Source organism: Paenibacillus sp. J31P316, from assembly GCF_056269105.1.
On the sequence record NZ_JBWDNI010000027.1, the window covers coordinates 24,815 to 49,195 of the forward strand.

Annotated in this window: 23 protein-coding genes and 1 other annotated feature; of the genes, 4 read left to right on the forward strand and 19 right to left on the reverse strand. The window is 56.3% G+C overall.

What is annotated here, in order from left to right; translation table 11 throughout:
• Positions 1-24 precede the first annotated feature (24 nt).
• The 3 genes from AC0YNU_RS32240 to AC0YNU_RS32250 form a co-directional block, all read right to left on the reverse strand.
• The gene (locus AC0YNU_RS32240) at positions 25-744 is read right to left on the reverse strand and encodes a phosphatase PAP2 family protein (protein ID WP_475764017.1); all 720 of its coding nucleotides are present in this window, start codon (positions 742-744) and stop codon (positions 25-27) included.
• 375 nt (positions 745-1,119) lie between these two features.
• Positions 1,120-2,133, reverse strand: a complete 1,014-nt coding sequence (locus tag AC0YNU_RS32245; protein ID WP_475764019.1) for a Gfo/Idh/MocA family protein — start codon at positions 2,131-2,133, stop codon at positions 1,120-1,122.
• Positions 2,134-2,219: 86 nt separating this feature from the next.
• Positions 2,220-3,110 carry a sugar phosphate isomerase/epimerase family protein gene (locus AC0YNU_RS32250; protein WP_475764021.1) on the reverse strand — a complete coding sequence of 297 codons (891 nt, stop codon included), beginning with the start codon at positions 3,108-3,110 and terminating at the stop codon, positions 2,220-2,222.
• A 191-nt stretch (positions 3,111-3,301) separates the two neighbouring features.
• On the opposite strand from AC0YNU_RS32250, the gene AC0YNU_RS32255 reads away from it, so the two are divergent.
• Both AC0YNU_RS32255 and AC0YNU_RS32260 read left to right on the forward strand, forming a co-directional pair.
• A complete protein-coding gene (locus tag AC0YNU_RS32255) occupies positions 3,302-4,186 on the forward strand; it encodes an AraC family transcriptional regulator (protein ID WP_475764024.1) in 885 nt (294 codons plus the stop codon).
• A gap of 33 nt (positions 4,187-4,219) precedes the next feature.
• Positions 4,220-4,750, forward strand: coding sequence for an NUDIX hydrolase (locus AC0YNU_RS32260; RefSeq protein WP_475764026.1), 531 nt, complete (start codon positions 4,220-4,222; stop codon positions 4,748-4,750).
• Positions 4,751-4,954: 204 nt separating this feature from the next.
• Here the strand turns inward: AC0YNU_RS32260 and AC0YNU_RS32265 are convergent, their stop codons facing one another.
• The 4 genes from AC0YNU_RS32265 to AC0YNU_RS32280 all read right to left on the reverse strand — a co-directional run bounded on the left by AC0YNU_RS32265 (position 4,955) and on the right by AC0YNU_RS32280 (position 8,829).
• Entirely contained in the window at positions 4,955-5,947 is a 993-nt protein-coding gene (locus AC0YNU_RS32265; RefSeq protein ID WP_475764028.1) for an aldose epimerase family protein, read from the reverse strand.
• 161 nt (positions 5,948-6,108) lie between these two features.
• A complete protein-coding gene (locus AC0YNU_RS32270) occupies positions 6,109-6,909 on the reverse strand; it encodes an alpha/beta hydrolase (RefSeq protein WP_475764030.1) in 801 nt (266 codons plus the stop codon).
• Complete coding sequence (locus tag AC0YNU_RS32275; RefSeq protein WP_475764032.1) at positions 6,885-7,817, reverse strand: aldo/keto reductase; 933 nt, start codon at positions 7,815-7,817, stop codon at positions 6,885-6,887. The genes AC0YNU_RS32270 and AC0YNU_RS32275 overlap by 25 nt, the downstream gene beginning before the upstream one ends.
• Before the next feature lie 25 nt (positions 7,818-7,842).
• Positions 7,843-8,829 carry a Gfo/Idh/MocA family protein gene (locus AC0YNU_RS32280; RefSeq protein WP_475764034.1) on the reverse strand — a complete coding sequence of 329 codons (987 nt, stop codon included), beginning with the start codon at positions 8,827-8,829 and terminating at the stop codon, positions 7,843-7,845.
• A gap of 174 nt (positions 8,830-9,003) precedes the next feature.
• Here AC0YNU_RS32280 and AC0YNU_RS32285 point away from each other — a divergent pair, with 174 nt between their 5' ends.
• Positions 9,004-9,609 (forward strand): DedA family protein, encoded by a 606-nt coding sequence (locus AC0YNU_RS32285; protein WP_475764036.1) that lies wholly within the window; start codon positions 9,004-9,006, stop codon positions 9,607-9,609.
• Between the two features lie 105 nt (positions 9,610-9,714).
• On the opposite strand, the gene AC0YNU_RS32290 is transcribed toward AC0YNU_RS32285, so the two are convergent.
• Positions 9,715-10,512 (reverse strand): arylamine N-acetyltransferase family protein, encoded by a 798-nt coding sequence (locus tag AC0YNU_RS32290; RefSeq protein WP_475764039.1) that lies wholly within the window; start codon positions 10,510-10,512, stop codon positions 9,715-9,717.
• Positions 10,513-10,629: 117 nt separating this feature from the next.
• Here AC0YNU_RS32290 and AC0YNU_RS32295 point away from each other — a divergent pair, with 117 nt between their 5' ends.
• Positions 10,630-11,520 carry an AraC family transcriptional regulator gene (locus tag AC0YNU_RS32295; protein WP_475764041.1) on the forward strand — a complete coding sequence of 297 codons (891 nt, stop codon included), beginning with the start codon at positions 10,630-10,632 and terminating at the stop codon, positions 11,518-11,520.
• Positions 11,521-11,533: 13 nt separating this feature from the next.
• Here AC0YNU_RS32295 and AC0YNU_RS32300 read toward each other — a convergent pair whose 3' ends face one another.
• From AC0YNU_RS32300 to AC0YNU_RS32350, 11 genes are all read right to left on the reverse strand, one after another.
• Complete coding sequence (locus AC0YNU_RS32300; protein ID WP_475764043.1) at positions 11,534-11,956, reverse strand: GNAT family N-acetyltransferase; 423 nt, start codon at positions 11,954-11,956, stop codon at positions 11,534-11,536.
• 249 nt (positions 11,957-12,205) lie between these two features.
• Entirely contained in the window at positions 12,206-14,125 is a 1,920-nt protein-coding gene (locus AC0YNU_RS32305; protein ID WP_475764045.1) for a PAS domain S-box protein, read from the reverse strand.
• Positions 14,126-14,483: 358 nt separating this feature from the next.
• Complete coding sequence (locus AC0YNU_RS32310; RefSeq protein ID WP_475764047.1) at positions 14,484-15,053, reverse strand: hypothetical protein; 570 nt, start codon at positions 15,051-15,053, stop codon at positions 14,484-14,486.
• Positions 15,054-15,211: 158 nt separating this feature from the next.
• The gene (tyrS, locus tag AC0YNU_RS32315) at positions 15,212-16,498 is read right to left on the reverse strand and encodes a tyrosine--tRNA ligase (RefSeq protein ID WP_475764049.1); all 1,287 of its coding nucleotides are present in this window, start codon (positions 16,496-16,498) and stop codon (positions 15,212-15,214) included.
• 49 nt (positions 16,499-16,547) lie between these two features.
• Positions 16,548-16,771, reverse strand: a binding site (T-box leader).
• An 83-nt stretch (positions 16,772-16,854) separates the two neighbouring features.
• Positions 16,855-17,928, reverse strand: a complete 1,074-nt coding sequence (locus tag AC0YNU_RS32320) for a Gfo/Idh/MocA family protein (protein ID WP_475764052.1) — start codon at positions 17,926-17,928, stop codon at positions 16,855-16,857.
• Positions 17,925-18,986 (reverse strand): Gfo/Idh/MocA family protein, encoded by a 1,062-nt coding sequence (locus AC0YNU_RS32325; RefSeq protein ID WP_475764054.1) that lies wholly within the window; start codon positions 18,984-18,986, stop codon positions 17,925-17,927. Before AC0YNU_RS32325 ends, AC0YNU_RS32320 begins: the two co-directional genes overlap by 4 nt.
• A gap of 89 nt (positions 18,987-19,075) precedes the next feature.
• Positions 19,076-19,621 carry a DMT family transporter gene (locus AC0YNU_RS32330; RefSeq protein ID WP_475764056.1) on the reverse strand — a complete coding sequence of 182 codons (546 nt, stop codon included), beginning with the start codon at positions 19,619-19,621 and terminating at the stop codon, positions 19,076-19,078.
• Between the two features lie 16 nt (positions 19,622-19,637).
• Positions 19,638-20,348, reverse strand: coding sequence for a Crp/Fnr family transcriptional regulator (locus AC0YNU_RS32335; protein ID WP_475764058.1), 711 nt, complete (start codon positions 20,346-20,348; stop codon positions 19,638-19,640).
• A 59-nt stretch (positions 20,349-20,407) separates the two neighbouring features.
• Positions 20,408-20,836, reverse strand: coding sequence for a DMT family transporter (locus AC0YNU_RS32340; RefSeq protein ID WP_475764060.1), 429 nt, complete (start codon positions 20,834-20,836; stop codon positions 20,408-20,410).
• A 253-nt stretch (positions 20,837-21,089) separates the two neighbouring features.
• On the reverse strand, positions 21,090-21,866 hold the full coding sequence (locus AC0YNU_RS32345) for a phytanoyl-CoA dioxygenase family protein (protein ID WP_475764063.1): 777 nt from the start codon (positions 21,864-21,866) through the stop codon (positions 21,090-21,092).
• A gap of 458 nt (positions 21,867-22,324) precedes the next feature.
• Positions 22,325-24,085, reverse strand: a complete 1,761-nt coding sequence (locus tag AC0YNU_RS32350) for an ABC transporter substrate-binding protein (protein ID WP_475764065.1) — start codon at positions 24,083-24,085, stop codon at positions 22,325-22,327.
• Between the last annotated feature and the right edge of the window lie 296 nt (positions 24,086-24,381).

Below are 24,381 nucleotides of genomic sequence, written 5' to 3' on the forward strand. Positions count from 1 at the left end.
CCTGGTAGTTAGTATACAACAAATTCATCCCGCTTGACGCTTGCGCTTCTTGCGAACGGGAGCCGGAGCGGCCGTCAATGATGATGCCGAGTCTGCAACTTTACGCTTCTTGGCCGTACGAACTTGAATCCAGCCGCATACGAAATACGTCAGTTCGGCAGTCAGAATACCGGCTCCGATATCTGCGATCACATGTTGTTTCATGAATAACGTCGACGCCATGATGAGGACGGCCATCGCTTGAATGCCGATGCGAACCGGACGGCGGAACGCGATCGCGTTTCTGAGCATGAGGTAGCTGGTCAGCACGTGGATGCTTGGAAAGCAGTTGAACGGCTCATCGTTCGCATACACCCATTTCATGAGCGAAGGGAATAGCCCCGAACCGATAACTTCCGGCCGGTCGACAGTCGTCTGGAAGCAATAGTAGACCGCATAGCAGGCAACCAAACCTAGGCAAAGCGCGCCTAAGGTTCTAAAATACAGTCTGGCGTTAGTAAAAAACAAGCCGATCAGCGTCAGAGCGATGAAGGGATACCACAGCACGTAGGGCAGAACGAACGCCGGCACGACGGGCAGTGCCTTGTCGAACGCAGTAGCGAGATGATGCACCTGCTCGCCCGGACGGTTAAGGAGCACGTAGAAAATATTCAGGAAAGGGATCATGAGCATCCATAGGAGGGGCAAGAAATCGCTGACCTTGCGTTTGGATGCCGGGAGTGAAGAAAGTCGGATTGGATTCATAGCCGTTCGATTCCACCTTTGCGTCGATTGTTCAAGCGTGCCGGCTCCCGCTGCATGATCATGGTATGATCGCTGCTTTCCTCGGATTCGTAGAGCGTTGCTTGAACTGTTCCCATCTTAGCCTTCGAATCTTAGTTCCCCCTTGGAGAAATTCTGAAGGTTTTCTGAAGAGGTTCTGAAGGTTTTCGAAGACGATGCCCCGCGTGGCGCCCCGAGTTTGCGCGCATGCCAAAAAGGAGCCTGTCCGTCAGGACAAACTCCTTCGATTCACGAGCGTATTTCTGTTCTGCATTAGATTCGTTCTGTTGCTCCATACGCGCAAGCAATTGCTGCACAAACGAACAAGCGCGAGCGCTTCGTACGTAAACGCATTCCTTACAGCATAACCTTCTGCCCCGTGCGCGCGCTCTCGACGGCGCCGAATACCATGGCGACGCTCTTGATGTTGTCCAGGCAGTCGGTCTCGGCCGGGCGGCCTTCTTCGAGCGCCGCGAACATCTCGTCGAGACAGCCCCAGTGGCCTTCGCGGCCTTCCCAGCCCTGCTCGCCTTCGAACGGGAGCATTTCGCGCGTGAAGCCTTCCGTCTTCTCCGGATTCAGCTTCTCGCCGTGCGGCATGGCGTGCCCATCCCATTTGGCTCCGCCATTGCTGCCGGTCAAGCGCCACTCCGATTCCCACGACGTGTTCAAGCCGTCCGCGCACCACGAGCCGTTGTAGGAGAAGACGGAGCCGTCGCTCATCTCGAAGATGCAGATGGCCGACGCATTGCCCGCGTACCACGATCCCGGCGGGTTGTATTCGTGGCAATAGACGGATACGGGATCCGCCCCCGTAATAAAGCGCGCCTGGTCGAACGTATGGATCGCCATATCGATGATCAGCGGGTTGTCCATTGCATCGCGAAAGCCTCCGAAATGCGCGCCAAGGAAGAAGTCGGCATGAATGGAACCGACCGTACCGATCGCTTCGGATTCGACGATGTTCCGAAAGGAACGAATTTGCTTCAGGTACCGTCGGTTTTGCATGACGGAATAACGTTTGCCCGTCGCTTGGCTGACTTCGACGATTTCCTTCGCGTCCGCGAACGATTCCGCCATCGGCTTCTCGCCGAATACGTTGCAGCCCGCTTTCATCGCCGTGGTGGCGATCAGCTTGTGGCTCGCCGGAATCGTGACGTCAAACACCAGATTGGCTCCCGTCGCCGCAAGCGCCGTGCCAAGATCCGTAAACGTCGGCACGTTCAGCCCTTTGCGCTCGGCCATCGCTTTCGCGCTGTCTTCGAAGATGTCGACCAAGCCGACGATCTCCGCGTTTTCCCGCTGCAGCGCGTAGTCCACCCACGTATTCGCCATGCCGCCGCAGCCGGCGACAATGATTCGATGCGTCATGTTTGTTCAAGCTCCTTTTAGGAATTGGATTTAGAATGAGAGCAGTCTAGTAGTCACTAAGCCCGCCGATTAACCAGCCGTACGCCCTATTCGGCCGGGTTCGGCACGAAGTCGCCGCCGCGGCAGCGTTTCAAATAATTCAAGCCATGGACCTGGCCCGTCATCTCCAGCTCGTTCTTGTAAACCGGGTCATGCCAGCCCTCGATATCGATGCTGCCCGCGTAGCCCGATTGGCGTAGGATGGAGATAATGTCCGTCCAGTTCGTATCGCCGAAGCCCGGCGTCCGGTGCCAGACGAATTCGCGCGGTCCGTGAATGCCGTATTCTTTCACGACGTCCCAGGCAATCGTGGCGTCTTTGCCGTGCACGTTGAAAATTTTCCCCGTTGCCGCCCACTTGCGAAGCTGAGGGATCGGATCGATCAAGCTGACCATCTGATGGCAGGGCTCCCACTGCAGCCCGATGCTATCCGACGGAACCGCGTTGAACATCATTTCCCAGGCCGTCGGATTGTGCGCGACGTTCCATTCGCCATTGCTCCACGTGCCGCCCATGTCGCAGTTCTCGAATGCCAGCCGTACGCCGCGCGACTCCGCGCGCCGCGCAAGCTCGCCGAACACTTCGGCAAACCGCGGCATGGACTGGTCGATGCTGCCGGGCATACGGCCCGTAAAGCCGTTGATGAGCTTCGTGCCGAACGCTTCGGCTGCGTCGATCAGACGCTCCCAGCTCGCCAAGGTGTCTGCATTATCTCCTGCGCCCGTAAGCGGGTTGCCGAATACGCCGATCGCAGAAATGGGGATGTTATGCTCATCTACCGTTGCGCGAACCCGTTTGGCCAGCTCGTACAGATCCGTCGTGCCGGTCGACTGCCAGAAGGTTAAAGCGAACGACTCGAAGCCGTGCGGGATGATTTGCGGAATGATTTTATCTGCTGTTCCTCCGTTAACCAACGTGCCAATGCGTATGTTTTGCATGTGCGAATGTCATCACCTTTCAGCGCTTTATGGAACTGAACTAATCGTACTGAAAGAATACCGTTGAGACTAGCATCGAAATTGTGATATATTCGTACAATCTTACGTTTCTATTTTGAAGAAAACGATGACATTGACGAAATTCCCAACCATCATCGTAAAATCGTGCGTTTCGCCGAGGAGGAGCCCAGTTGACGGTCAGCCCGTTGAAAGAAAATACGTTCATTCCCGACCGCACCTTCCCCATTAACGTGTTTACGGTACCCGGCGAAATCGGTACGCATTGGCATGACCATATCGAATGGATATATGTTCGCGAAGGCCAGGCGCGCGTTCAAGTGGACGGCACCTTCGAGCAGCTGGACAAGGGCGAGCTCGCCTTCGTGAATGCCAAGCAGCTGCACGGCGCGGTCAGGCTGGCGCCGGGTACGGAGCTCATTTGCATCGTGTTCAACGAAGCGCTAGTCCGAGGCAGCGGCCTCGACATTACGGAGCATCACTATTTCGTCCCCTATCTGAACCAGCCGATGAAATGGCCCACCTGGATGCGAACGGCGGCTCCGTATATCGAGGAGATGAACGCCGCTTTCTCCCGCCTGCTCGTCGAATTCACGAACAAGCAGCCCGGTTACGAGCTGCTCGTGAAAGCCGAGCTGCTGCGGATCTTCGGCCTCTACTTCCGGTATGCGGAGCAGAGCACTTCCCAATCGCCGTCTCGGCCGCAGAAGCCCTATGATTTCTCGAACCTGCTCCAAACGCTGCGCGAGCGGTACCAGGAAACGGTCAGCGTGGGCGAAGCCGCGCGGATGGTCAATCTCAGCCCCAACCATTTTTGCAAAATTTTCAAAAGCGTTACCGGCAAGACCCTCATCGAATACATGCATATGCTGCGCGTTCAGGAAGCCGAGCGGCTGCTGCTCGATACCGATTATCCCGTCACGGAGATCGCAAGTCTCGTCGGATTCTCCAACATGACGTATTTTGGACGCGTGTTCAAGAAAGTGCGGAGCAAAGCGCCTTCCGCGATCCGCAAAGGGCCGCTGCGGCCGCTGCCGGATGATTCGATGATGAAATAAATGACGGATTGGCTACGACTAGGGGGGACTCATATGGAGCTGCTGTACAGAATTACGGATCAGGATATTATGGGAGGAGATCCGGCTTTGCTCCCGGCCGTAAACCGCTATGCGTCACGCGGAGTCTTGTTGGATGAGCATGCGAACGTTGCGATGATGTATGTGTCCAGATCGGCGCTCTACAAGCTTCCCGGCGGAGGCGTAGAGAACAAGGAGACGCCCGATGCGGCCTTCATGCGAGAAATTCGGGAGGAAACCGGCTACGATGCCGAAATCCTTCACCCGCTCGGTTATATCGAAGAGCACAAGAAACGGAATCATTATTTGCAGTTGTCCTACTGCTTCATCGCAAGAGCCAGCCAAGCCTACGAAACGAACCTCACCGAGCATGAGAAGAAACTGGGCCTGACCACCCGCTGGATGACGCTGGAGCAGGCGCTGGATGCCATGAATGAACGACTCGCGTCCTGCACGGACTATTCGACGTCCTTCATGCTGCTTCGGGACAAGCTGATCCTCGAGGAAGCGTCCAAGCTGCTGTCAGCTTCACGCACCGAAGCCTGAGGTGCTTCCCCGGGTAAATTCCGGTTCTTCAGGTGAATAGACGAAGTCCGTGCTGCACCTCCACGCCAAACAGCCCGCAGCGGCGAACGGCTCCCCTTACGGGACTCGTTTCACACTGCGGGCTGTTGTATTGCTGGCGTATTGCTGGCGTAACATCAGGCAATAGGCGTTAGCTTCCGATTCAGCTTCTGTGCCGATTCGCCTCTATTTCACGTAAATCCGCGCGCGTTCCTGCCAGATCTCGCCCGGCGCGAGGCTGAACAAACCGATGTCGTCGGCCGGCAAATCCGTGTTCGGCGCATTCACGAGACTGATTTGCGGCTCCGGACAGAAGAAGCCTTCCGTCGCGGCGTTATTCCAAATCATCCACTGCTTGTAGGAAGTGCCTGCGTCGTAGACGAGCGTCAGACCGGCTGTCATATCCGTCAGCTCCATCCGGTTGCGGCCGTTCTGCGGCTGGACCGTGTAGTGGTTGTCGAGCGATTCGAAGAACGGATAGACGCCTTCGCCCTTCATCAGCTGCTCGTTCGGCGTCAGCGGCTGGAATTCGCCTGTCGGCAGCATGCGTTCGCTTAACTGCCAGCGATCGCCAATCGTCAGCTTCAGACGATAATCCTTCGCCGAATTACCCGGTACGAACGGCGCGTTCACCGACGTATGGAAGGCGTACAAACACGGCATCGTTTCTTCGCCGTCATTGATGACCGTGAATTGCTGCTCCAGCCCTTGCTCGCTGATCGCATAGCGCAGGCGCAGCGTGAAGCGGAATGGCATGTATCTGTACACTTCGCTCTGCTCGTCCACTTTCAGCGCGGCAACGACGTAGCTCTCGGTCGCGGTCGTGCCGAAATCTTCGACCGTGAACGTCTCGCTGTGCACGAAGCCGTGCAGATGGTTGCCCGTCGCCGGCTCGTTGACCGGGAACGTCAGCGTGCGGCCGTTCCACGGAAACTTGCCGTCCTCGAAACGGTTCGGAGGAAACAGCACCGGGATGCCGTGAATGAACGGACGCGCTTTGAACGCTTCCATCTCGTCCTGCGTCGGTTCATGCAGGAACGCATAGCCGTTCTCCGCGTCGCGGAACGCGATCAGATTGGCGCCGACTTCCGGAAGCAGGACGGCTTCGTAACGGCCGAATGTCAGAAATACGGCGGGCTCGCCCAGATAGGTATCTTTATAAGCTTGATTCGTGCTCATGTGTCATTCGTCTCCTTTAATATGAGTGAACGATAATATGGATAGCGAAACTATAATACCATTAATCGTCCGTCGGATGAAACTGCCTGTTCCTTGCGGACAACGAAAATCCTCCCCGCCGAAACGGCGGGAAGGATTACTGCGCAGGACGGTTGTCCCCTTTAGAAATCGTAACGTTTCAGCCACAGTCCGCAAACCGTCGTCCAGTTCCCCACATGCGGATCGCGTTCGGCCAAACCCATGCCGTGCGGACCCTTCTCGTACACATGCAGATCGAACGGAACGCCTGCGCGGCTTAGCGCGGCCGCGAACAGCAAGGCGTTCTCCACCGGCACGGCGGCATCGTCCGACGTATGCCAGAGGAAGGTCGGCGGCGTGTCCGCCGTCACTTGGAGCTCGGTGCTCATCCGCTCGACCAGCGCAGGTTCGGGATCGGCGCCGAGCAAATTCGCGCGCGAGCCCCCGTGTCCGACGAGCCCCATCGAAATGACCGGATAGCAGAGAATGGCCGCGTTCGGCCGGCTAGACATCCGATCGATCGGATCATCCGCTTCCAGTCTTCCGGAATCGTACAGCGTAGCTGCGGACGATGCCAGGTGGCCCCCGGCGGAGAAGCCGAGAATGCCGATCTTCTCCGCGTCGATGCCGAATTCAGCGGCATGCAGCCGGACGTAGCGGATGGCCCGCTGCGCGTCGAGCAGCGGACTTGGATGCTGGTAAGGCGCAACGCGGTAGCGCAGCACGAAGGCGCTGATGCCGATGCCGTTCAGCCACAGGGCAATCGGCTCGCCTTCGTGATCCGCCCGCATGCCGTAGCCGCCGCCGGGACATACGATGACCGCGCCTTTACTGCCTGATACCGGATAAGGCGTCAGCGCGGGACGGTCTTCATCCGTCGTTCCGGCCGCGTAAGGCGCGCCCTCCGGCCAAAGTTCGATTAGCGCGTTCTCAGATCCAGCCATTTGATTTCCTCCATCGTGAGCGGAATGGTCGTTGCTTCCTGGCAGGATTTCATCTCCGCTTCATTGCGCGCGCCGATGATCGCCGCCGTCGGGAACGATTGATTCAGCACGTAAGCAAGCGCGATCTGAATCGTGGAATAGCCCTTCTGCTTGCCGAGCTCCTCGGCGCGGCGGTAACGCTCCCAATTGTCGTCGTTGTAGAATACGCGAACGAGATCGGCGTCCGAACGATCCTCCGGCGTAAAGCGGCCGGTGAAGAAGCCGCGCGCCTGCGAAGACCAGGAGAAGAGCGGCAGCTCGGTATTCTCGTGCCAGGACAGAATCGCGTCGTCTACGCTGATGCAGTCTGCCCAGTACGGTTCTTGCGCCTTTCCGAGGCTCAGGTTCGGGCTGCTGAACTCGAAGCCGCGCAGGCCGTGCGCCGCCGCGTATTCGTTCGCTTCCTGCAGACGCGCCGTCGTCCAGTTGGAGCCGCCGAACGTGCGGATGCGGCCCGCTTCGATGTGCTCGTTCAGAATTTCCACGATTTCGCCGACCGGTACGTTCGTGTCGTCGCGGTGAAGCGCGTACACGTCGATGTAATCCGTGCGAAGGCGTTCCAAACTGACCATCAGCTCGTCGTAAATGGCCTTCTTGTTCACCTGCGGCTCGCCTTTATGCGGATGGCCGCCCTTCGTCCATACGTTGATGGATGCGCGATTCTTCCGCTCCTCCATCCACATGCCGATGGCCTGCTCGCTTTTGCCGCCGTAATAGATGTATGCGGTATCAATCGTGTTGCCGCCAATTGCAGTGAAAGCGTCCAGATTCGCGCTGACCAGCTCGTAGACCTCCGGCGCGAAATAATCGGAGCCCATGATCAGTTGGGAGACGCCTTGATTTAAACCCGGAAGTGCGATATGTTTCATTGGATGTTGACTCCTTCTCGTTTGTTTATAGTGTTACGCGTTTGCGGGAATACGCGGATTCCAGGCAGGCGTCGATGACTTTCATATTCGCGACGGCATCGGCCGGCGTGAACCGCACCGGTTGTTCGCCCCATACGTTGCGCGCAAAAGCATCCGCCTGCAGGGCATATTGGTTCAACGCCGGCTGCTTCACTTCGCGTTTGCCATCCTTGGTGAAGACATAATACTCCGCATCGCCGATGTAAGCGGAAGGCACCTCGATGCGGCCTTCCGTGCCGAGTACTTCAAGCGTGTTGCGGAACGCCGCCCACATGCCGCAATCGAACGTCAACGCGACGTTGTTCGGGAATTCCAGAATTCCGGATGCCATCATGTCGACATTGTCATGCTCGGGGGAGATCAGGGCATGAACCGTAGCCGCTTCGGGCTCCGCGCCCAAGATCAATCTTGCCGCGCTGATCGGATAGCAGCCAACGTCATACAACGAGCCGCCGCCCCACTCTTTACGGTAACGAACGTTCTTGGCATCGCCGGCGTTGTTGAACGTGAACGCGCCGTGAATGCCGCGGATTTCGCCGATTTCGCCGGAGTCGATGATCGATTTGATCTCTTCATAACGGGGATGATTGCGGTACATGAACGCTTCGGCAAGGTGCACGCCGTTCTTCTCTGCCGCATCCGCCATCCGCTGAGCTTCTTCCGCGTTCAACGCGATCGGCTTCTCGCAGAGGACATGCTTGCCCGCTTCCATCGCACGGATCGACCACTCCATATGCAGGTGGTTCGGCAGCGGAATATAAATGGCGTCAATCTCTTGATCCGCCAAAATTTCTTCATAACTTCCATAGGCTTTCGCTATTCCAAGCTTAGCTGCCGTTTCTTCGGCTTTGGCAAGATCGCGGCTTGCAATCGCTGTCACTTCTCCGGTTTCGGAAAGCTTGGTACCTGGAATGACGGAATGGACGGCAATGCCGGCACAGCCGATGACGCCCCAACGCAATTTACGAGTCAATTCGATAGCCACCTTTAACATTAGAATGAATTCGTCCCTAGTATAGTCCATTCCGATATGGGAAGAAATATAAAACAACAACATTTTCATATAACAATCATGTCGAATTTGCATATTCATCGTTCATTCGGTCGTTCTCACTCTTATTTCAACCGCAGAAAGTAGGCCTCTCACTTGGAAAACCTCTTAGAGCTGCTCATCATGCGCTATGGCTATATCGGACTGACCTTGGCTCTCGCGCTCGGCATCGTCGGCGTTCCCGTACCGGACGAAGCGCTGCTCACCTATTCGGGCTATCTCGTCGGCGAAGGCAGGCTCCTGGCGCCGCTGGTCGTCTTAAGCGCATTTCTCGGTGCCGCGATCGGCATTACCGCCAGCTACGTGATCGGCAACCGCCTCGGGCTGCCGTTTCTGCTCAAATACGGCCCCCGCATCCACCTCTCGTCCGCCAAGATCGAACGCGCGCAGGGCTGGATGAACCGCTATGGAAAAGTGCTGCTGTTCGTCGGCTTCTTCGTCCCCGGCTTTCGCCACGTGACCGCGTATATGGCCGGCATGTCGCGCTTCAAGCTCCGAACGTTCCTGCTCTACGCCTACGCGGGCGCGCTCGCGTGGAGCACCTTGTTCGTTTACATCGGCTATATGCTCGGCGAACGCTGGGAGAGCGTCAAGACTTACGTCCATCATAACGGACGCACGCTGCTGTTCATCGCCTGCCTGCTTGCGCTTCTGGCCATCTTCTTCCGAGCGGTGATGTACGCCCGCAAAGTGAAAGCATAAGAAAAAAAGAACGGCCCGGGTCTCGTTATGGAGACCCGGGCCGTATGCGTTCATCGCGTTCGATTCCAAATAGGCGGTTAGTCAGTTCCAGCTTCAACCCTAGTTTCAGTCGCTGTCCGCTTTCGGAATCACGATGCCGAAATGAGCTGCCAGCGCCTCGTCGTATTCGGCTTGCGTCGACGGCGTGAGCACGGTCACGCTTCCGTTCCGGAATAGGCGGATTTCGCCGCCGACGCCGGTATTGCGGCCTTCCGGCGTGCAAATCGCCAGCTTCGCTTCCGTTCGAAACGGCGATTCAGGCGCATATTGGCACCAATAACTGGCGAACACATAATCGTCGGCCAACTGAGGCTCTTCCGTGAAGGAATAGACGCGGCCCCATTCGCCTTTCTTCCGCTCGCTCAAGAACCACCCGTATGCGGCGTCCCGGTCAAGGCGGTACGCTTCCTCTCCCTGCCGCTGCTCCAGCCCGTCCTCCAGCAGCAGCGGACGCCGCGGAACGCTTCCGCCGACGCCGACATCGCATAGATACGTCCGGCCTTCCGCTTCCACCTTCAGCACGTGATGCCGCCGCTTGGGCGGAAAGATCGTCTCATCCCGCCAAAACCGCGCCACGAGGTTCGTGACGGGGAAGCCCAGCTCCTGCAGCAGCCAGCTGAACATCGCGTTCAGTTCGAAGCAGTAGCCGCCGCGGCGCCTCAGGACGATCTTGTCCCATAAGCGCTCAGGCTCCAGCGACAGCGGCACGCCGTTCAAAATATCCAAATTTTCATAGGGTACCGCCAACAGATGCGCTTGCTGCAGCCGGGCCAGCATCTCCGCGCTCCCGTCCGCCGGTCCCTCGTAAGCGATCCGTTCCAAGTAGGCGGCCACTGCCGGTTTCACGATTTGCTCCATCTTCATTCCGCTCCTCTATCTTCCCATTCAGCCGGGCGGCTGTCATCGGAATCCGAATAGACAACTGTTCTGCGCCGTGCCATAATCATCCTATCTCACCGGACCGGAGGATGGATACTGTTCATGACGATTTATAAAGGCGATATGTTCTTTAACCAGGACGACTTTCCGTTCTTCATCGACCGTTACACCATTCGGAAGAACGAATATATTCCGTCGCATACGCATGATTTTATCGAGCTCGTATTCGTCGTGGAAGGCAGCGCGCTTCATGAAATGTCCGGTAACTCATACCAGCTTGCAGCCGGAGATGTCTTCGTCGTGGAGCCGAACGTCTATCACAGCTACACTTGCGCGCCGGACAAAGACGCGATCGTGTACAACGTGCTGTTCGACGCGGCTTTTCTGCAGCGGGAAATGGAAGTGCTGCAGCAGATGCCGTCCTTCATCAACTTCTTCTATCTGGTGCCTTTTCTGCGGAAAAGCCATTCCTTCGTGCCTTATCATCCTCTGCAGCCTGCGCAAAAGGTCCACATCCAATCGCATTTGCAAACGATTTACGAGGAGTTCACGCAGCGCCGCGAAGGCTATCAGCTCGTCATCAAGACCCGCTGGATCGAATGCCTCGTCTGGCTGAGCCGGTTCCATCAGGAAAACCGCGACTCCGAGCTGCGTCCCAGCGTCAGCGACCGCGCCTGGATGGACTCCATCATCCATTACGTGGACCAGCACTACTATCAGCCGCTGACCTTGCAGCAGCTAAGCCGCCTGAGCGGCATGAGCGTCTCGTCGTTCACGGCCAAATTCAAGGAAGCCGCCGGCATGAGTCTGCTTGATTACAAGCATACCGTGCAAATTCGGCATGCGTCTACCCTCCTCCGGACCTCCGACAAAAAAGTGCTCGACATCGCGCACGAAACCGGCTTCGGCGACATCAGCTTCTTCAATCGCATCTTCCGCAAGCATACCGGTTTCTCCCCTCGGGAATTCCGCGCAGGCGGCCCGCGGTCTTGACTAGGAGAGTTGTTTACTCGGGCAAGGCTTTGCCCATCAGCTGATAGCTGATGGTCGAATACCGCGTCTTCTCGTATAAGCGGATCGCGCCCGCATTCTCGGGATCGACCATTAAATAAACCAGCGGACAACCGAGCGCGGTCAAGGCGTCTTCAACGCGCCGAAGCAGTTCGGCGGCGATCGACTGCCTGCGGAATTCAGGCCGTACCGTCAGATGATAGATCCAGCCTCTCCGTCCGTCGAAGGCCCCGATGATCGAACCTACGACGGTATCGCCATGAAACGCGATCAGGAACAGCTCAGGGTCGCGCTCCAATTTACGAGCAAGCGAAGCTTCGTCGTCTCCCGGTCGCTGCTCCAGACCGGACTCCGTCCATAGCCGAACGAGCTTCTCGTAATCGATTGTTTGGTAGTGGCGGTAATGAATGTCCCGCATGGCAATCACCTCGCTTAGAGTGTAGTTGGAACGCCGACCGGGAGGAATGGAGCGGTGCGGCTTTTATTTGCACTTGTTGGCTGCGGCTACCGGCTCACGCCAATTCCCCCCGCCATTGAAAGCTTGCTCGCTGCATCAAAAAGAGCTCTCCTCGAAGCGCATGCTTCTTGGATAGCTCCTTTTTGTTTGAATCGAACGTTATCATCACTCAAGCAGGAGACTGAAATCCATCGCCCCGGCTGCTTCTGCTTAACCCGTAGTCTTTTTCTCCACGCACTTCGCGATAATCTCCGAGACGGATTTCATCTGAATCGGCTTGCTGATGTAGTCGTCCATGCCTGCGGCGATGTATTTCTCCCGGTCGCCTTTGACCGCATGCGCCGTGACCGCAACGATCAGCGGAGCTGTCTCGGGCGACAAGGTTTCCTTGATCATCCGCGTCGCCTGGAGCCCATCCAATAACGGCATCTGGATGTCCATGAAAATAATATCGTACGGATGGCGGTTGACCGCCTCGATCGCATCCGCGCCGTTCGCGACGACGGTCGAATTGTAACCGAGCTTTTCGATCATTTTTTTGATCACCATCTGATTGACTTCATTATCCTCGGCGATCAAGATACGAAGCGGATTATCCGGGAGCTCTTCCTCCGTCTCCACGTTATGCGAGCCTCCCGAGTGAGGCACGGTCTTGAACTGCCCGGTGAATACGAACGTCGAACCCGCCTGTTCCCCGTTATGCTCGTGCCAGATCTCACCATCCATCAACTGAACGAGCTTCTTGCAGATCGCAAGCCCGAGACCCGTCCCTTCGAACTTGCGCGTCATGAAATAGTCGACTTGGTAGAACGGATCGAACAGGTGGACGACCTTGTCCGGTTCAACCCCCAAGCCGGTATCCCTGATCGCGAAACGAAGATGGATCCTCTCTTCTTCGACCGAGTCGCAATAGACGGCTATCGAGACCGCTCCATTGGGCGTAAACTTGATCGCGTTGCTGAGCAGATTCATCAGCACCTGCCTGAGCTTCGTCACGTCGCCCAGCACCATCGTCGGCACGTTAGGCGAGACGGAGGTGTTCAGCTCCAGATTCTTCTCCAGCGCCTTCGGCAAAATCACGTTAAGCGTGTCGGACAAGGTCGCCCTGACATTAAACGCTTCTTCCACGATCTCCGATTTTCCCGACTCGATCTTGGAGAAGTCGAGAATGTCGTTAATGATCGCCAGCAGCGTGGTGCCGCTTTTCTTGATGATTTGAATAAACTCGTTTTGCTCCTCGTCCAGGTCGGTTTGCATGAGAAGGTCGGTCATGCCGATCACGCCATTCATCGGCGTCCGAATTTCGTGGCTCATCATCGCCAGAAAATCGCTCTTCGCCTTATTCGTTTTCACGGCGGCTTCCTTCTCGACGATCAGCCTTTTCTGCTCCGTCATATCCTTGGCGATCAAGTAGAAGCCAACGTTCTTGCCGTGGATAATGATCGGCGCTACCGTCGCCAGCACTTCCACCTGGTGGCCTTCCTTGTGCCGAATCGCGTTGATCTCGCTCTCCACGGCCGCGTAATCCTCATTAGCCGAGAGTACGTTTTGCAAATTGGCCTTGCCGATCAATTCCGCGATATTCATGCCGATCAATTGCGCTATTTTATACCCCGTCAGCCGTTCTGCCATCATGTTTCCGTTAATAACCTTGCCATCCAGGCTGAAGGATACGATTGCATCGTGATTGTACTTCTTAAGCGAGGTATATCGCTCGATGCTCTCCTGCAGCTTCAGCTCCATCGCCTTGCTGCTCGTAATGTCGAGCACCTGCGTAATATAATAGAGCGGTCTGCCGTCGTTCTCGTCGCGGACAAGCGATACATGCAGCGAAAGCCAAAGGTTCCGTCCGTTCCTATGCTTGAATTGTTTCTCGACTTTGAAGGGCTGCGTGACGCCTTCGTAAAGTTCCTGAAGCAGCAGCGCATTGATGACGGCATCGTCCGAGTGGATAAATTCCGTTGCAGGCCGGTTCTTTAATTCTTCTTCCGTGAAGCCTAATATGTTACATACCGCCGGATTAAGGCCGATCCACTCGCCTTGAACCGATACGAGCGCGATTCCGATCGGCGCATGTTTGAACACATGCTCGTAAACCGATTGTTGACCGACAACATCCACATCCTGCATGCCGTTTACCCTCCTGATGACCCCAATATCTATATTTCCATTCTTATGCTTCGATATCGCCCGCACTAATGATCATACACATTTGTCGATGTTTTGAATCATTTCTGCCGAGCTATTCGGCCGTTCTCGATAAGACAACACAACAGCCTTGAGTCAGGACGGTTATCAATACATGAAGCCACTCGTCCGATCAGCAACCTGCCCCATTGTTTGCCGCAAGGTGAAATACGGATTCCGGAGCTGCAATGATTTTGGATTTAGCTTCTTCTGTTCTGTATTTCCGATACCATGTCTCCGCCCATTGATTCCAGCTTTGTTTGACGATTTCTATAGGATTGTTCAACCTTGATTCCCCCTCTTACAGCTTCGCGTAATCATACAAAAGATAGCCCGTATACGTCACTTTGAAACCCTTCCGGATTCGTTCCACGTCTTCCTTTTGAATGCCGAACGAGAAATCGCTATTCGGTCCGTATCCGGTTTGGCCGAGCTTGATCTCGTTCCCTTCCATGTCGGTCAAACGAATTTCGCCCGAAGAAGGAGACGTGAACGTGCCGTCTTCGTTAAACACGCCGTTATATAAGAATTCCCCGCTCTTCTCGTGCATCCGGATGTCCGAATGAAAACTAAAATAAATATCGTCATCTCGGTTCAGCACATTATCGAGCTCGATCGTCGTATCGTGCACGGTCTGCAAGTCCAGCTTCAGACCCTTGCGTTCATCGGGCTTAAAAGCGATCCAGTCAGGCTGAATCGTAATCGCGAACGGCACATGCTCTTCATGAAGGTTCAATGTATAGCCGTCCCGATTCGTAACGCGCTCGAAAATGCCTTTGTCGGAATGGGTACGGGCGTAATCGCGAATGAAGATAAACGCGAAGATAATGACGGCGAACGCAATTACGAAGGCTTTGCGCCGATTGCTCATAGCTGTCTCCTCTTCTAACCGGAATGTGCAAGCAGTCAACCATTCGGACTGTCCTCCAAATGATCGTTTGACGTTTGACTCTCCCTCATCGTGCCTATGAACAAAGCGAAGGCTGCCGGAACTAGATGCCAGCAGCCTTCTCATGATGGGTTTATGGGCTATTCGAAGCGAACCAAGAAATAATTTTTTTTGCCGCGGCGCAGCACGACGTATTTGCCATGCAAACGGTGCTCGGCTTGAATGACGGCTTCCAGGCTCGCCTGCTTCTGGCCGTTCACGGAAACGGCGCCGCTCTCGATGTCCTGCTTCGCTTGACGCTTGGACGGAGCCGCCCCAGCTTCAATCAGCAGATCGATCAGAAGGCGTTCTTCCTGCGCGGCAATGACCGTCGTCGGCAGATCCTGCAGCGCTTCGACGAGTTCGGATTCCGTCAGCTTCGTAATATCGCCGGAGAACAGCGCCAGCGTGATCTTCTCCGCGCTCTCCACGGCTTCTTCGCCATGCACGAGCCGCGTCACTTGGCGGGCAAGCTCGCGCTGGGCCGCGCGCTTCTCCGGACGTTCCTTGAGTTCATTTTCCAGTTCTTCGATTTGCGGCGGCGTCAGGAACGTGAAGTACTTCAGGAACTTGACGACGTCGCTGTCGTCCGTGTTCATCCAGAACTGGTAGAAGTGGTACACCGACGTTTTGTTCCGATCGAGCCAGATCGCGCCGGACTCGGATTTGCCGAATTTCTTGCCGTCGCTCTTCGTAACGAGCGGCATGGTCAATCCGAACGCGCCGGATTCGCCCATTTTTCCGATGAGATCCAGACCTGCCGTGATGTTGCCCCACTGGTCGCTGCCGCCGATTTGGAGCGCGCAGCCGTGATCTTGACGCAGCTTCAGGAAGTCGTAGGCTTGCAAAATCATGTAGCTGAACTCGGTAAACGAGATGCCGTTCGACAGACGCGAATCGACCGAGTCCTTCGCCAGCATGTAGTTGACCGTGAAATGTTTGCCTACGTCGCGGAGGAAGGAGATCACGTCAAGCTGCGAAATCCAATCATAGTTGCTCACGAGCTTGGCCGGATTGTGCTCCGCTTCGAAATCCAGGAAGTTGGACAGCTGCCGCTTCAAGCTGTTCGTCCATTCCGCTACCGTATCCGCCGTATTCAGCGAACGCTCCGTCGAACGGCCGCTCGGATCTCCGATCAAGCCCGTGCCGCCGCCGACCAACGCGATCGGAACGTGACCGGCGTTCTGGAACCGGCGCAGCATCAGAATGGGAAGCAAGCTCCCGATATGCAGGCTGTCCGCGGTCGGATCGAATCCGCAGTACAGCAAGACGCGCTCATCCTGCAGCTTGCCGCTCAATCCCTCGCGATCGGTGACCTGATGAATCAGCCCCCTGTACTCCAAATCCTCCAATAAAGCCGCTTGGCTGGTTACGATGTCTTGTGCCATTTCCATATCCTCCTGTAGTTGCAAACTAAAAAGACCCGCCCCTGTCATAGACAGGGACGAGTCATCGCGGTACCACCCTAATTGAATACGCAAGCGCATATTCCACTCTGTCCGGTATCGGCGGACGGCCGTCTCTCCCTTCCGCGACGCGCGCGGGTTCGGGACAAGAAGCTCGGGGAGGTAATTCGCGTTCAATCAAGTACCGGCTTGCACCATCCGCCGGCTCTCTGGAAGCATGAGCTGAACACTACTGAATCCCTTCATCGCTGGATCATGGATGAATCGATACATTCACTTTAGTAGACATGGATCGTCTTGTCAACTTCCACGTCTATCCATGCCGCCTGCGGCCATCTTCACTCCGCCCAGCACTGCGTCTCGGTCTTCACCGCTTCGCCGGAACGAAGCGATTGCTGCATCGCAAGCGCCAAATAATGATCCTGGCAGGCTTCCGCCAGACTATAGAAATCCGGACCGCCGGAGGCGTACTCCGCCATTCGCTCCAGGCAAGTCGCCACGGCGATTTCGTCATCGGTCAGCCGCGCCGGAGCGGTGGCATTCGTATACACGACCTGTTCGCCGCAATGCAAGCCTTTCAGATAAAAGCCTTCCAGATTGCCGTCCAGTCCCGCCTGCTGACGGGCGAGCTGCACATGAACCGGCGTCAGATGATCGTGCAGGTAACGGACGTCGAAATTATTGATTTCTCCCCGCTCTCCTCTCACGAGCAGGCGCGGCGAACGAATCCAGGAGAAATATTGGTCCCCTGTAAAATCGTACGCCCCGTATCGATCGCCGAAATCAAAGGCGGCCATCACTTGGCTGGACTCGACGATGCGGTTTTCCTGCGGCGGACCCGAGCGGCCCGATCCCTCCACGATCGGAGATACGAACGCCGAAGCGCGAATGATTGCATTCTCGAAGCCGATATCCAAGTATCTGCGCATCAGGCTGATGCCGTGATAATCATGCGCGGCCGACACCTGCGCCTGCGTCACGCGGCCGAGCCGGCCGGAACGGACGATCGCCAGGCGACCGGCATGATTAGGCTGAAACGCGTACTGTTCCGCCACCTGGATCCGCCCTCGTCCGGCCGTCTGCCGATACAGCGAGATCATCTCCTCCAGCGTCTCGGCCGGCGGCGTCTCGCAGAGCACGGGCACATCGCGCAGGGACAGCTCCAGCATAATGGACGGGGCGACCTTCCGCGGCACGCTGACGACGACGAACGCAGGCGGCGCGCCGTCAAGGAGCGCATCCACGGTACGATAGGTCGGGACGTTCCATTGCTGTTCGAAGGCCGTGCCTTTCTCCGCGTTCCGGATGACGACGCCCGTCACCTGAAAGCGCTCGGGCAGCGCCTTGGCGATGCGCAGGAAAAATTCGGTTCGCCAGCCGCCGCCGACGATACCGAAGTTGACCGCGCTCATAGCAGCCTCCCGTTCCGGCCGCCGCCGGTGCCGGAGTAAGGGATGCCCGGAATCCATTCTCTGCCTGCCGATGGCGTTTCGAACGCATCGACAGGGAAAGTGACCATACAGCCGTGTCGCGCTGACAAGTAAGCCCCTTCGACGATTTCAAGCGCAGCCAGCGAGCTCTCCGCGAGGCCGTAATCGGCCGTGCCCCGCTCGATATCGTCGGCCAGCGCCTCAAGAAGACGCCGATGACCAATGACAGCATATTCTTCCGGCAGGATCATCTCGCCCCCCGGATGTGTCCCGTTCAACAACATATATCCGTCCTCCCAGCCCCAAAATTCGATCGTTCCCTTCGTTCCTACGATGCGGAACAGCGTTTCCTTGCCTTCGCGATTGATCTGAACGTCGTCGCCCGTTATCATGACGACGCGGATTCCGCTCTTCGTCTGAGCGTATGTAACGGCCACCGTCTCCACCTGCATGCCGTCCCGGTACGTGCGCGTGCTCGTGTCTGCCTGTGCCATCACGTACGCGAGCGGCTCGTTGCCGGTCAGCTGCACGAAGAAGTTCAGCCAGTGGATGCCGGCGTTGATAATGTCCCATTTCGCGCTCTGGATTTCGACCAGCTTGAGCTCGCCGATCTCCCCTCCGCGCACCCTGCCGATAATTTCGACCTGGGTAGCCTTCGTCAACATGCCGTGCGGCACCGTCATCGGAATCCCGCGGCTTTGGATCGCCTGCAGAATCGCGCGGCCGGATGCGACGGTATGACCGAGCGGCTTCTCTACGAGAATTCCTTTCAACGGCAGCTTCAGCGCGTCCATCGCGACCTCCTCGTGCGAAGGCGGAAACGTGCTGACGCAGACGACCTCCGTCGGACATGCAGCCAGCATTTCGCGATGGTCGGTAAACGTTTGAATATCCGGGTATTTTGCTTTCAACTGCTCGCAGATGTCCGGCCGCAAATCGGCAACGGCCTTCAGCTCGAATCGATCTGAATCCGCAAGCGCTTTCATGCTCAACTGACCGCCTTGCCCGCCGCCCACCACGGACGCCGTTAATTTAGTCATGACTACAAGCTCCTCTCGTTCTGTACGTGGACTAAGCATCCGCTTCCGGCAAGCCGGGAAAGGCCCGACGCCGGAAGCACCCTTTTACCTTATACAGCTTCTCCATTGGAACTGGCAACTCCTGCGGGACGGCCGGCATCCACGATTGTTTTCTCTTGGACGGCTCCGCCGAGTGCCGCTTTACCTTTGTCCGTCCGACGTCCGCCTCCAAGCTTGAACACCAGCATGCCGGCGACAATGACGACCACGCCGATGAGCCGTCCGGGGGTGAGCTCGACCTTCGTCAAGCCCAGCCAACCCTGCGAATCGAGTACCAGCGCACAGACGAGCTGCGAGGCGAGCGAGAGCGAGACGGCAACCGTCGGCCCTAGCCGCTTAATGCCCTGCATGAGACAAGTGACCACGCCGACCCCGATCAAGCCGCTGAAGAAGAACCATATTTTCGCGTGCGCCAGATTAAACATCTGCTGGCCTTCCAGAATCATTCCAAGCGTCAAGGAAGCCGCAAACCCCAAACCCAAGACGAGCGTCGTCGTTACCCAAGATCCCGCTTGTCCGTTCACCTTACTATTGAAAATCGTCTGCAGGCTGACCAATGAGCCCGCGATAAGCGCGATGATGAAGCCTTGCAGCATGGTTCCCTCTCCCTTCTTATTCAGTCTGTGCTTCGTAAATATTATGATTGGCGCGTATGCTTAAGCCGGCTCTATCCTTGACGTGGATCATGCCCTTCGTCCGCTCGATCAGACCGTCCGCGGCGAATTGGCCGAGGACCCGGTTCACATGCCGGTAGCTGGTTCCGATCAAGTGCGCCGCATCCCGCAGGCCGGCTGTCCGTAAATAGCCATTCGATTCCGGATCCGCATCCGCGAATGCAACGGAGAGCAGATAACTAGCCAGCCGCACCTCGACGGGCTGCATCAGATTGAAGCTCATCGACAACGATTTGGCATAGAACTTGCGCGAGATATTCGTTAACAAAAATTGCAAAAAAGGCGCATGATCGCCGGCATGACTGCGCAGCCGCTTATAGGGAATGCTAATCATCTGAACGGACGAGACCGCTTCGACCGTGTTGAGAATCGCGGCATCCTGCACGTATTCAATGTCGCCGATCGTGTCGACCGGCGTCTTGAACGAGAGGATGAGCGTTCGTCCTTCGGCGGAGTCGGTATAGATCTTGATCTTCCCCTTCACGAGGACATGCAGCGTATGAGACGGATCGCCTTGGGAGCAGATCAGCTCTCCCTGATTATAGTGATTGAGCGACATATGCGGCCGCAGCGCTTCATGGAATACGTTCCGCAGCTGATCCAGCTGCAAATAATGCTCGAGCTGTCCGCTGTCCTGAATCTCGTTCACGACCTTTTCCCCTTTCGGCTTTCCTGCCCGATCCCGTGCCAGCCCTTCCCATGCAACGCCTAATTCAGCCCTAGTATGACCACGCCGGCTGCCATTATCCCGATCCCGATGAACTGCGGCGGCTTCACCTTAAGCTTCGCAAGGCCGAACCATCCGCGGCTGTCGATGAAGAAGGTCAGCAGCAGCTGGGCGATCATCACCGCGGATATGGTAACGGCGGCTCCGACCCGGTGCATCGCGGCTACATTTCCGAATATAATCAGCGCTCCAAAGGCGCCGCTCGATAGATACAACGGCTTGACTTGCTTCAGGCTGCGCCAGCTTCTGTCCCGAACGATGAGCGTGATGATCAGCGCCGCGACGAAACCGGTCAATTGCGTGAGCGCAGCCGTTTGCCAAGTGCCGATTCCTTCGCTGATGCGCGAATTGGCCGCTCCCTGCAGCGCGATGAAGACGCCGCCGAAGCAGGCGAATAGAATGCCTTTCACGAACGATTCACTCCTTGATCATAACTTCTCCTTTTATTAAAAGATACTTCGGCGCCCGCAGTGAAGGACATATGTCCCAACGGCTGCTATTTACTGCGTCTTCTTGGCCGACAAACCTGCAACGCAAAGAACCGTCCCCTGCACCGAAGTGCATGGAGGACGGTTCTTATGGCGGTCTCATGATCGGTTCTTGCGAGCGCTTCTAACGGACGGTGCTGCTCCATGTTAGAGCTGATTCAAACGTTGCGGCGCATTACCGATACGCTTCGCTGCCTCTGAACGGCATGTGTTCGCCAGAGACGAACTTTGGCTTGGACAAGTATTCGTTAATCCCCTCCACCGGCTCGCCTCTCAGCAGAAAACCGCTATGCCACGGCGTCACCTTGATGCGCGTCGAAGTCGGGATATAACGAATCGTAAGACCGGCGCGGCGCATCGGCGACAGGTTCGCGTTTGACCCGTGAATCACGTTGGGATGATGCACGGAGACGCTGCCGGCCGGCAGGATGATATCGACGGCCGACGATTCGTCCACCAGCGACGTGTCGATCGCCGAGCCCAGCACGTTCGCCACGTCGTTACGGGCGATCATCTGCTGCAGGTCCATATGCTGCGTACCGGGAATGACGCGCATGCAGCCGTTCTCGGGGACGGAATCGTCCACCGCCAACCACAGCGTCACGACGTCCATCGGCTCCAGCGGCCAATAGCTTCCGTCTTGATGCCACAGCACAGGCTGGCCGTCATAGGCCGGCTTGCTGATATAATGCGTGGCGAACAACGCGATATCCGGCCCGATAAATGCTTCCGCGATATCCAGCAGCCGATCGTCGCTGATCAGCCGATGCCAGAACGGATCTTTTCCCATCAGGTCGGAATGGTACTGCTCCGGACGGAGATCCGGGTATTTCGCAGCCAGCCAATCCAGGTGTTCCCTCGTCTCGCCGATGAGCGCTTCGTCCAGTACATTCGGCACTTGAACGTAGCCTTGTTCGTCGTACTGCGCGCGCAGCGTTTCTTTTGCGGTCATTTGCATCGCTCCCTGTAGGTGCATCTTACTCCTCAGTATAAAGGCGGTTTGGATGCCTTGTCTTTGTTTGAAAGCGCCATCTTTTTGCAAATAACCGACATCAAGGCGAATAGGCGCATTCGTATCTTCGATAAACATGCACGACAGCTAACGGTTGTAAGGAAGCCTAAACGGCTCAAAATGTCCATTTTTATAAGCGGATGGTTGTCAGGAGGCTTATTGCGAGATTTTTCCGTGCAAATCGGCTCCTCTACGCCCCATAACGTCAGTCAGAACCGTTAGCGTTTATTGAGCTGCACTTTTGCTGAATTAGCATCGCTGGCAACCGTTAGACGTCATCGCGAATTCACGTTGCATGATTGACAGTTTCCGCCGCTAGCCGATCTCCCTTGAAAGGCAGCGGTTCCTCAACATCAAGAGCCCGGACGGCTGTCCGGGCTCTTTGCGTTAGTTATGAATTATTTCGCGCTCCACAGTTCCACGCGGTCCTTCACGTACTTCTCGTAGCCGTCTTCCATTTTCTCGACGCCGGCTTTCTTGAGCTCTTCCATATACGAATCCCATACTTTGTCGAAATCGGCCGGCTTCGCCAGAATGGCTTCCGGAACGCGTTTCCACGTAATGTCGCGCATCTTCTGACCGAGGATCGTCACGTCGTCTTCGCCGGGAATGGAAATGTTCCATGCCGCGCCGTACGATTTGACCTTGAATTCGTCCTCTTTCGGGAACAGATCCTTCCAAGTCGTCGCTTTGTAGGCGGCCAATGTTTCCTTCTCGACGTCGCTGTAGCCGTTGACCAGCTGCTCAGGGAAGTTCTTCGTGTAGTAGTTGCCGGATGGATCTTTGGCACCGTCGCCGTAATGCGCCATGATGTTCCAGTAGAAGCCGATGCCGGTTTCTTTCGTGAATGCCGTGTTGTCATTGTTGATGCGGTCTTGTACTTCCTTCGGAACGACGCGTTTGCCGTCCTCCATGACGTAGTGCTTGCCTTCGATACCCCAGTTGTTCAGGATTTGGCCTTCGTCGGAAGCCAGGTAATCCAGGAACTTGATCGCGCGGACAGGATCCTTGCACGTGCTGGAGATCGCGATGCCGTAACCGCCCATGAAGCCCGTTGGCCAGAACGACGTGTCCTTGAAGTCCTTCGTCAGCGTAACCGGATAGTGACCGTACGTTTGGTCGAATTTGCCGGCCGTCTTCAGCGCTTGCTGCGCGTCGTTGTAATCCCAGTCCTGATCGATCAAGCCGAGCACGCGGCCCGTAGCGACTTTGGATTTGTACTGATCGTATTTTTGCACGAAGCTTTCTTGGTCGAGCAAACCTTCGGCGTTCATGTGGTTCAGCCAGCGGAAATATTCCTTCTCTTCCGGACGGCGGAAGTGGTACGTCACTTCGTTCGTGTCTTGGTTGATGAAGTATTCGCCGTCATCGGAGCCGCCCGTCGTCAGGAATGCCGGGTTCGTGACGGAGATGTACATATGCCAGTCGTCGGCGTTCAGGGACAGGCCGATGTTTTTGTTGCCGTTCTCGTCCGTCGGGTGCTTGGCCAGGTAGTCCTTCATGACCTTCTCGTAATCCTGTACCGTACGGATCTCCGGATAGCCCGCTTCTTTCACGACGCGGTGCTGCAGCTCGAAGCCGCCGCCGGCGACGAAACGCTGCTCGTCCGCGGCTGCCCATGTCGGGATCGCGTAGATGGCTTGATCGTCATTCGTGTATTTGGCGCGTACCATGTAATCGCCGAGCACTTTCTTGATGTTCGGTGCGTATTTATCGATCAGATCGGTCAGATCGAGCACGGCGCCGGCGTCTACCAGCTTGCCGATGTCGCCTTTCGCCGCGATGATGTCGGGATATTCGCCGCTCGTCGCGATCAGCGCAACCTTCTGCGCAGGGTCGCCTACCGCGAATTCAGCGTCGAGCGTAACGCCTGTTTTCTTCGTGATTTCCTTGGATACTTCGTCCTGCATGTTGTTCCAGTTCGGGTTCGGGTCTTCGCTGAAGTAGGAGAACGTAATCGGAGACAGATCTTCCGCCGCGTCTTTCCCGTCATTCGCGTTCGCATCCGCATTCGTATTCGAGGCGCCGTTCGTCGCAGCGTTACCGTTGTTGGCTGCGTTGTTCCCGTTGTTGCCGTCATTGCCGCAAGCCGCCAGCATTCCTGTCAGAAGCACTAGCGAAAGAGCCATCGATACTTTCTTCGAAATCCCTTGTTGCATGTTGCAAACCCTCCCATATGAATCTCTGAATTATATTGTATAAACAGGAAACCTGTAGATACCGTGCGGTGGTGCTGCTGCGTGAACTGTTCGTACTTTACTCTGCTGGTTGTCTTGCTGTTTGCTGTTCTGATGTTTGCCGTTTGCTTTTGGTGTGCTCGTGGACTGCACTGGCAATAGCGGTTGTTGTGCTGTGTGTTTTGAACCGCTTTCCTCTTTGCTGTTTATCACTTAGCTGTAAGTATTTAAGAAGCCTGGTAAAAATCGCCCGGAGGGCGGTGCGAAGTCAGAGCAAC